The organism is Streptomyces sp. NPDC002690 (genome assembly GCF_053592415.1).
The window spans coordinates 25,630-34,571 of record NZ_JBSFVR010000041.1 but is presented as its reverse complement, the minus strand read 5'-3'; the positions used below and the strand labels follow the sequence as shown (position 1 = coordinate 34,571).

At 69.6% G+C, this 8,942-nt stretch carries 6 protein-coding genes; 4 read left to right on the top strand and 2 right to left on the bottom strand.

What is annotated here, in order from left to right; translation table 11 throughout:
• Nucleotides 1-136: 136 nt before the first annotated feature.
• Nucleotides 137-3,682: a DNA polymerase III subunit alpha gene (dnaE, locus tag ACWD3D_RS08675; RefSeq protein ID WP_451460176.1), complete on the bottom strand. Its 3,546-nt coding sequence runs from the start codon at nt 3,680-3,682 to the stop codon at nt 137-139.
• A 257-nt stretch (nt 3,683-3,939) separates the two neighbouring features.
• Here dnaE and ACWD3D_RS08670 point away from each other — a divergent pair, with 257 nt between their 5' ends.
• The 3 genes from ACWD3D_RS08670 to ACWD3D_RS08660 all read left to right on the top strand — a co-directional run bounded on the left by ACWD3D_RS08670 (nt 3,940) and on the right by ACWD3D_RS08660 (nt 7,094).
• Entirely contained in the window at nt 3,940-5,265 is a 1,326-nt protein-coding gene (locus ACWD3D_RS08670) for a DUF2252 domain-containing protein (protein ID WP_451460175.1), read from the top strand.
• A gap of 248 nt (nt 5,266-5,513) precedes the next feature.
• A complete protein-coding gene (locus ACWD3D_RS08665; RefSeq protein WP_451460174.1) occupies nt 5,514-6,221 on the top strand; it encodes a hypothetical protein in 708 nt (235 codons plus the stop codon).
• Nucleotides 6,222-6,281: 60 nt separating this feature from the next.
• Nucleotides 6,282-7,094 (top strand): DsbA family protein, encoded by an 813-nt coding sequence (locus tag ACWD3D_RS08660; RefSeq protein WP_451460173.1) that lies wholly within the window; start codon nt 6,282-6,284, stop codon nt 7,092-7,094.
• Between the two features lie 85 nt (nt 7,095-7,179).
• Here the strand turns inward: ACWD3D_RS08660 and ACWD3D_RS08655 are convergent, their stop codons facing one another.
• Nucleotides 7,180-7,758 (bottom strand): dienelactone hydrolase family protein, encoded by a 579-nt coding sequence (locus ACWD3D_RS08655; RefSeq protein WP_451460177.1) that lies wholly within the window; start codon nt 7,756-7,758, stop codon nt 7,180-7,182.
• A 37-nt stretch (nt 7,759-7,795) separates the two neighbouring features.
• Here ACWD3D_RS08655 and ACWD3D_RS08650 point away from each other — a divergent pair, with 37 nt between their 5' ends.
• On the top strand, nt 7,796-8,938 hold the full coding sequence (locus tag ACWD3D_RS08650) for a mechanosensitive ion channel family protein (protein ID WP_451460172.1): 1,143 nt from the start codon (nt 7,796-7,798) through the stop codon (nt 8,936-8,938).
• Nucleotides 8,939-8,942 lie beyond the last annotated feature (4 nt).

The window sequence follows — 8,942 nt, the reverse complement described above, 5'->3', positions numbered from 1 at the left end:
CTCCCGCCGTCGTCGGCGGGAGCGCCCCTTCGTGTGCCGTACGTGTACGTGTGCGGGGCCCCGGGTCACGTGTCGTGTCCGGGCGCCCCCCGCGGCCGGCCGGCCGCCGATCGGGACGGGCCGAGCAGCGCCGCGGTCAGCCCGCCAGGCAGGACGGGCCGAGCAGCACCTTGAGGTCGCCGAAGAGCGCCGGGTCGGGCTTCACGCGGTGCCGGTCGAGCCTGAGGACGGTCGTCTTGCGGGGGCCCTGGAGCTTGATGCGGACCTCGGTGTCGCCCCGGTGGCTGGAGAGCACTTCGCCGAGGCGGCTGACCATCGGGGGCGTGATCCGGACGGTGGGGATGGTGAGGACCACCGGCGCGTTGGTGCCCGCGTTCGAGATGTCGGGGACCTGCATCTCCATGGCGACGAGCCGGGGCACGTCCTCGCGCTTGTCGAGCCGTCCCTTGACGAAGACGACGGTGTCCTCCACCAGCTGGGTGGAGACCAGTTGGTAGGTGGCGGGGAAGAACATGCACTCGATGGCGCCCGCGAGGTCCTCGACGGTGGCGATGGCCCAGGCGTTGCCCTGCTTGGTCATCTTCCGCTGGAGGCCGGAGATGATGCCGCCGACGGTGACGATCGCGCCGTCGCCGTGCTCTCCGCCGGTCAGCTGGGAGATCGAGGCGTCCGCCTTGTCGGAGAGGACGTGCTCCAGGCCGAAGAGCGGGTGGTCGGAGACGTACAGGCCGAGCATCTCGCGCTCCTGGGCGAGCAGGTAGGACTTCTCCCACTCGATGTCGGAGAACTCGACGTCCAGACCGAAGCCCGGCTCGGAGGAGCCGTCGTCCGAGTCGCCCATGCCGCCGAAGAGGTCGAACTGCCCCTCGGCCTCCTTGCGCTTGACCTGGACCACGTTGTCGATCATGGGTTCGTGGTGGGCGACGAGTCCCTTGCGGGTGTGGCCCATCTCGTCGAAGGCGCCGGCCTTGATGAGCGATTCCACGGTGCGCTTGTTGCAGACGACCGCTTCGACCTTGTCGAGGAAGTCGGGGAAGGTGGCGTACTTCCCCTTCGCCTTGCGGCACCGGATGATCGAGTCCACCACGTTGGTACCGACGTTGCGCACGGCGGTGAGGCCGAAGAGGATCACGTCGTCACCCTGGGCGGCGAAGTTGGCCTCGGACTCGTTGACGTTCGGCGGGAGCACCTTGATGCCCATGCGCCGGCACTCGTTGAGGTAGATCGCCGACTTGTCCTTGTCGTCCTTGACCGAGGTCAGCAGGGCGGCCATGTACTCGGCGGGGTAGTTCGCCTTGAGATAGGCGGTCCAGTAGGTGACGAGCCCGTACGCGGAGGAGTGCGCCTTGTTGAACGCGTATCCGGCGAACGGCACCAGGACGTCCCAGAGCGCCTTGATCGCGGCGTCGGAGAAGCCGTTCTTCTTGGCGCCGGCCTCGAAGAGGACGAAGTTCTTCGCCAGCTCGTCGGCCTTCTTCTTGCCCATCACGCGGCGCAGGATGTCGGCTTCGCCGAGCGAGTAGCCGGCGACGATCTGGGCCGCCTTCTGCACCTGCTCCTGGTAGACGATCAGGCCGTAGGTGAGGCCGAGGACCTCCTTGAGGGGCTCCTCCAGCTCCGGGTGGATCGGGGTGATCTCCTGGCGGGCGTTCTTGCGCTCGGCGTAGTTCGTGTGCGAGTTCATGCCCATCGGGCCCGGCCGGTAGAGGGCCGAGACGGCGGAGATGTCCTCGAAGTTGTCGGGCTGCATCTGGCGGAGCAGCGAGCGCATCGGCCCGCCGTCGAACTGGAAGACGCCGAGCGTGTCGCCGCGGCACAGGAGTTCGTACGTCTTGGGGTCGTTCAGCGGCAGGGCGAGCATCTCCAGCTCGACACCCTTGTTCGCCTTCACCATCTTGACGGCGTCGTCCATGATGGTGAGGTTGCGCAGGCCCAGGAAGTCCATCTTGAGCAGGCCGAGCGACTCGCACTGGGGGTAGTCCCACTGCGTGATGGTGACGCCGTCGGTGTGCCGGACCCAGACCGGGGCGTGGTCCACGATCGGTTCGCTGGACATGATCACGCCGGCGGCGTGCACGCCCATCTGCCGGACCAGTCCTTCGACGCCCTTGGCGGTGTCGATGACCTTCTTGACGTCCGGCTCGTTCTCATACATGCCCCGGATCTCGCCGGCCTCGCCGTAGCGCGGGTGCTTGGGGTCGGTGATGCCGTTGAGGTCGATGCCCTTGCCGAGGACGTCGGCGGGCATCGCCTTGGTGAGGCGGTCGCCCATCGCGTACGGGTAGCCGAGGACGCGGGCGGAGTCCTTGATCGCGTTCTTGGCCTTGATCTTGCCGTACGTGCCGATCATGGCGACCTTGTCGGCGCCGTACTTCTCGGTGACGTAGCGGATCACCTCGACGCGCCGGCGTTCGTCGAAGTCGATGTCGACGTCGGGCATGGAGACGCGCTCGGGGTTGAGGAACCGCTCGAAGATCAGTCCGTGCTCGATGGGGTCGAGGTCGGTGATGCCCATGGCGTACGAGACGATCGAGCCGGCCGCGGAGCCTCGGCCCGGGCCGACCGCGATGCCGTTGTTCTTGGCCCACATGATGAAGTCGGCGACGACGAGGAAGTACCCCGGGAACCCCATCTGGATGATGATGTCCATCTCGTACTCGACCTGCTTCTGCCGGTCGTCGGGGACACCGCCCGGGAAGCGGCGGTCCATGCCGACCCGGACCTCCTCGCGGAACCAGGTGACCTCCGTGTAGCCGTCCGGGATGTCGAACTTCGGCATGAGGTTCTTCGCCTCGAACATGCCGGCGGTGTCGATCTGCTGCGCGACCAGGAAGGTGTTGTCGCACCCCTGCTGCCAGGCGTCGGAGGAGTCGACGGCGTACATCTCCTCCGCCGTCTTCAGGTAGTAGCCGGTGCCGTCGAAGCGGAAGCGGTCCGGGTCGGAGAGGTTCTTGCCGGTCTGGATGCAGAGCAGGGCGTCGTGGGCGGTGGCCTCGTGCGCGTAGGTGTAGTGCGAGTCGTTCGTCACCAGCGGCGGGATGTTCAGCTTCTTGCCGATTTCGAGGAGCCCGTCGCGGACCCGGCGCTCGATCTCGATGCCGTGGTCCATCAGCTCCAGGAAGTACTTGCCCTCGCCGAAGATGTCCTTGTAGTCGGAGGCGGCCTGGACGGCCTCGTCGAACTGGCCGAGCCGCAGCCGGGTCTGCACCTCACCCGAGGGGCATCCGGTGGAGGCGATCAGGCCCTCGGACCACTGGGCGATGGTCTCCTTGTCCATGCGGGGCCACTTCTGCAGCCAGCCCTCGGCGTAGGCGTCCGAGGAGAGCCTGAAGAGGTTGTGCAGCCCGGTGGCGTTGGAGGCCCAGATCGTCTTGTGGGTGTAACCGCCGGAACCCGAGACGTCGTCGCGCTTCTGGTGCGGCTGTCCCCACTGGATCTTCCGCTTGTGCTTGCGCGACTCCGGGGCGACGTACGCCTCGATGCCGATGATCGGCGTCACACCGGCCTTCTTCGCCGAGTGGAAGAAGTCGTACGCCCCGTGGAGGTTGCCGTGGTCCGTCATGGCGATGTGCGACATCCCCATGGTGTTGCACGCCTCGAACATGTCCTTGAGCCGCGCGGCACCGTCGAGCAGGGAGTACTGGGTGTGGACGTGCAGGTGCGTGAAGGGCGGCTTGGTCACGGCGCTGTGCCTCCGGGGGATGACGGATGTGGCCCCGCCGCACTCGGCCCGGGTGACGGGCGGGCGACGGGCGGCCGACGGCTGAGGGTGTCAGGGGGGACAGCCCGGAAGTCTACGTCTTGGCGCTGACGAACGACGGGCACTTGCGAGTACGGTCACGCGTTGGAAGGGCGGAGACGCCTGTCCCATTTGTCATGAACGCCAAGTTCGACGGTGCTCGACGAAGATCGACGCCCTGTACCAGGAGGCACCCAGCGATGTCGGAACAGCAGAGCGGCGCGGAAGACCGCGGGGAGCGCATTCTCGCCGTCTTCGAGACCGCCTTCGGTGAGCTGCTGGCGGCCGACCCGGCCGCCTTCCGGGTCAAGTTCCGGAAGATGGCGGGCTCCGCCTTCGCCTTCTACCGGGGCACCGCCTGCCTGTTCTACGACGACCTGGCCCGGGAGCGGCTCGGCGGCCCGTACCTCGACGAGCGCACCGGCCGGGTCTGGATCCACGGTGACCTCCACGCGGAGAACTTCGGCACCTACATGGACGCCAACGGCCGCCTGGTCTTCAACGTCAACGACTTCGACGAGGCGTACGTCGGCCCGTTCACCTGGGACCTGAAGCGCTTCGCCGCCTCCGTCGCCCTGATCGGGTACGCCAAGGCCCTCAGCGACGACCAGATCACCGAGCTGGTCCGGGTCTTCGCCGCCGCGTACCGCGAGCGCATCCACGCGCTCGCGACCGGCGCGAAGAACGACGAGGTGCCGCCCTTCACCCTGGACACCGCCGACGGCCCGCTGCTCGGCGCGCTCCGGACGGCCCGGTCGCTCACCCGCTTCTCGCTGCTCGACTCGATGACGGAGATCCGCGACTTCGAGCGCCGGTTCGCCCCGGACGGCGGCGCCGTCGACCTGGACGCGGCGACCCGTTACAAGGTCCTCGCCGCGTTCGACGGCTACCTGGAGACCCTGCCCGAGTCGAGCCTGACCCGCCCGGACTCCTACCGGGTGAAAGACGTGGTGGGCCGCCGGGGCATCGGCATCGGCTCGGCCGGGCTGCCCTCGTACAACATCCTGCTGGAGGGCAACAGCGACGCCCTGGAGAACGACGTCGTGATCTACGTCAAGCAGGCCCAGACCCCGGCCGTCTCCCGGCACATCACGGACGCCTCGGTGCGCGGGTACTTCCAGCACGAGGGCCACCGCACGGTGATCTCGCAGCGGGCGCTCCAGGACCACGCCGACCCGTGGCTGGGCTGGACGGAGCTGGACGGCGCCGGACAGCTGGTGGCGGAGGTCTCGCCGTACGCCGTGGACCTGGACTGGTCCGACATCGACGAGCCCGACGAGATCGCGGCGGTCGTCGCCGACCTGGGCCGGGCGACGGCCACCATGCACGCGGCGGCCGACGACGAGAGCGGTCACTCGCTGGTGCCGTTCTCCACCGAGAGGGCCATCGACGCCGCCATCGCGGCCGACGAGGACGGCTTCGGCGATCTCCTCGTCGACTTCGCCCACAGTTACGGCGCGCGGGCCCGCCGGGACCACCGGATCTTCGTGGACCTCTTCCGCAACGGCCGCATCCCGGGCCTCTGACCAATCCACGGCGGAGGCCGACCGGAGGTCCGGGACAGCCGTGGTCCCGGACCTTTAGGAGTCGCTTACAGGGGCGCGTGCGAGACTCTCCGGCGATGGACATATCAGGGACGCGACCCAGGGCGTGGGTCGAAAGTGGCGCCGGCCGCCCGGAGGGCGGGTCCGGCGGCGTCCGGTGCGTGCGATCGCAAGGCGGAGGGTCGCCTCGATACTGGATGTATCGGGGTGATCCCGACAACGCGGCGAGCGTGCGTGCCGGGCGTCGCCGGACAGGCGGGACTTTCGACACACGCCCCAGGACCGCGCGCGCGGCGCTCTTCACCGCGCTCGTCGTCACGCTGTCCTCGGCGTCCCACGTCCTGCTCTCCAGGGAAGCCCTGCCGGTGACCGCGCTGGTGCTGGTGGGGGGCCTGGTGTTCGCCGCGGCGTACGCGCTGGCGGGCCGGGAGCGCGGTTTCGGGGCGATAGCGGGGCTGCTGGTCCCGCTGGAGCTCGCCGCCGACACGGTCTTCACCACCGGGCAGCAGCTCTGCTACGGCGCGGCGGGCGGCCCGGTGGCCGGTCCGCTGCGCTCCCTGGGATTCGACGTGCTCTGCGGCGGCCACGGAGTCGGAGCGCCGCTGGCGCGGGTCGCCGGAGTCGGGCACCCCGCCTCCGCCGCCGCTCTGCCGCTGCCCCCGGGGCCGGGTGTCCCGTGGCTGCTGCTCGCCGCGCACGTGGCCGTCGGGCTGCTCGCGGCGGCCTGGCTGCGGCGCGGGGAGGCCGCGCTGGCATCCCTGCTGCGGGCGGCTGCCGCCTTCGCGTTCCACCCGCTGCTGGTCGCGCTGGCGGTGGCCCGTGGGGCCCGCCGTCCGGTGCGGGGCGCCGTGCGCCTGCCGGGCCCGCGCCCGTTCGTCGCCGCCCGTCCGCTCTTCACGCATTCCGTGGGCCGGAGAGGGCCGCCGCTGCCGGCCTGAGCCGGCACACCGCATCCCTCACCCCGTCACGTCTTCACGTACATCCCACGGAGAACGATCATGAGCAACCGCAACAACCAGGCGAACAAGGCAGCGGCCCGCGAGCGGCTGCGCGCGGAGCGCGAGCGCCAGGCGAAGAAGGACAAGGCCCGCAAGCAGATCATCGTCGGCGTCTCGATCGTCGCCGTGCTGGCCATCGCCGGCGGTGTCGCCTACGGCGTCAACGAGCTGAACAAGCCGGACGCCTGGGAGGCCGCGGGCGACGCGAAGGTGGTCGCCCCGAAGAACACCTCCGGCACCAACGGCACGACCGTCGTCGTCGGCGAGTCCTCCGCCAAGAAGACGCTGGAGATGTACGAGGACTCCCGCTGCCCGATATGCGCCCAGTTCGAGCAGACCGTCGGCTCGACGGTCACCAAGGACGTCGCGGACGGCAAGTACAAGATCAAGTACGTCGGTGCCACCTTCATCGACAACAGCGACAACGGCGAGGGCTCCAAGAACGCCCTCAGTGCCCTGGGCGCGGCGCTGAACGTCAGCCCGGAGGCGTTCCTCCAGTACAAGACGGCGCTCTACTCGGCGAAGTACCACCCCGACGAGACCGAGGACAAGTTCGCCAAGGACAGCTACCTCATCGAGGTCGCCGACACGGTGGACGCGCTCAAGGACAACAAGGCGTTCCAGAAGAACGTCAACGACGGCACCTACGACGCCTGGGCCGTCAAGATGTCCAAGACCTTCGACTCCAGCGGGGTCACCGGCACGCCGACGCTGAAGATGGACGGCAAGACCGTGACCGCCGAGGGCAGCGACAGCGCGCCCATGACGGTGGCCGACTACACCACGGCGATCGACGCGGCACTCAAGGGCTGAGCCGAGCACGAACGCTGGAAGACGGGCGGGCCGGCACCTCGGGTGTCGGCCCGCCCGTCCCTTTTCAGGTGTCCGGCCGCCGGGCTCAGAGGGTCGCCAGGAAGCCCAGCGCGACCTTCCAGGCCAGCTCGGCCGCCTTCTCGTCGTAGTCGGGCAGACCGTCGTCGGTGAAGAGGTGTCCGGCACCGGGGTAGCGGTAGATCTCCACGTCCGCCCCGGCCCGCCGCATCTCCAGGTACCAGCTGTTCAGCCAGTCGTGCGGCTCCGAGGCGTCCGGGTCGGCGACGTGCAGCTGGACCGGGAGCTCGTCCGTGCTCGCGTTCTCGGCGAGGTCCGAGGTGCCGTGGAAGAGGAGCAGCCCGCGGGCCTTCTCGTCGCCGAGGGCGAGGGTCTGCGCCACGGCCGCCCCGAGCGAGAAGCCCACGTAGACGAGGCCCTGCTCCGAGTAGGGCGCGGCGGCCAGGACCGCCCGCTTGAGCAGCTCGTCCTTGCCCAGCTCCTCCCGGTACGCCTGCGCCTCCGCCTGCGTTTCAAAGGTGTGCCCCTCGAACAGATCGGGCACGCGCACCTCATGGCCGGCTGCTCGGAGCCGGTCGGCAGCGGCGTGCACCGCGGGCCGGAGCCCGTAGGTCGAGTGGAAAAGCATGATGTTCATGCCGCCCATGGTGCCAGCTGCCACCCGGACCCCGGAGGACACGAGGATGGAGAACGTGCTGCGCCCGCTGCTGATCGTCGGCGGCTCGGTGGCGATCACCCTGCTGGCCGGCTGGCTGGTGGACCTGGCTCTGCGGCGGGCGGACGTCCGGCACCCCGACACGCCATTGTGGGGCCTGCTGAGGCGCTGCCGGCCGCCGCTCCAGGTGGTGATCTGCGCGGGCCTGCTGCGGGGCACCTTCGCCCATCTGCGCCTGGAGCTGGTGCGCGACCACCGGGATTCGATCGGCCAGGTGCTGAGCCTGGTGCTGATCGGCGCCTCGGCCTGGCTGGTGGTCCGGGTGGCGGCGACCGTCGTGGAGTCCAGTTACGCCCGCTACGCCACCTCCACCCGCGATCCCGCCCGGGTCCGCCGCGTGCGCACCCAGGTGACGCTGATCCAGCGGGTGGTCATCGCCGTGGTGACCACGGTGGCGGTCGCCGCGATGCTGCTGACCTTCCCGGCGATGCAGACCGTCGGCACCTCGATGCTGGCCTCGGCCGGCGTGCTCGGCATCGTCGCCGGTGTCGCCGCCCAGTCCACCCTCGGCAACGTCTTCGCCGGATTCCAGATCGCCTTCGGCGACATGGTGCGCCTCGGCGACACCGTGGTGGTGGACGGCGAGTGGGGCACCGTGGAGGAGATCACGCTGACCTTCCTCGCCGTACGTACCTGGGACGAGCGCAGGATCACCATGCCGGTGTCGTACTTCACCAGCCGCCCGTTCGAGAACTGGTCGCGCGGCGGGGTCCAGATGACCGGCACGGTCTACTTCCATCTCGACCACGCGGCGCCGATGGCCGCGATGCGGGACAAGATGCGCGACATCCTCGGCGAGTGCGGCGCCTGGGACGGGCGGACCTGGTCCCTCGCGGTGACCGACACCACGCCGACCACGATCCAGGTGCGGGCCGTGGTCACCGCGAAGGACGCGGACGACATCTGGACGGTCCGGTGCGCGGTGCGCGAGCAGTTGATCGCCTGGCTCCGGGACCACCACCCGTACGCCCTGCCCCGGGTCGCCACGGCCCCCGCCACCCTCGTCGCGGCCGACCAGTGGCCGGAGCTGACCTCCCGTACCGCCGCGTCCGTCCGCCGCAACGGCAAGGAGTCCGCCCCGCACGCGGCCCCGCACACCGGACGCGGCTGACCGC

Bases quoted from the DNA above. Each gene is read 5' to 3' on its own strand.
- ACWD3D_RS08660 (WP_451460173.1), top strand. From the start codon at position 6,282: ATGAGCAACCGCAACAACCAGGCGAACAAGGCAGCGGCCCGCGAGCGG.
- ACWD3D_RS08655 (WP_451460177.1), bottom strand. From the start codon at position 7,758: ATGGGCGGCATGAACATCATGCTTTTCCACTCGACCTACGGGCTCCGG.
- ACWD3D_RS08650 (WP_451460172.1), top strand. From the start codon at position 7,796: ATGGAGAACGTGCTGCGCCCGCTGCTGATCGTCGGCGGCTCGGTGGCG.
- ACWD3D_RS08670 (WP_451460175.1), top strand. From the start codon at position 3,940: ATGTCGGAACAGCAGAGCGGCGCGGAAGACCGCGGGGAGCGCATTCTC.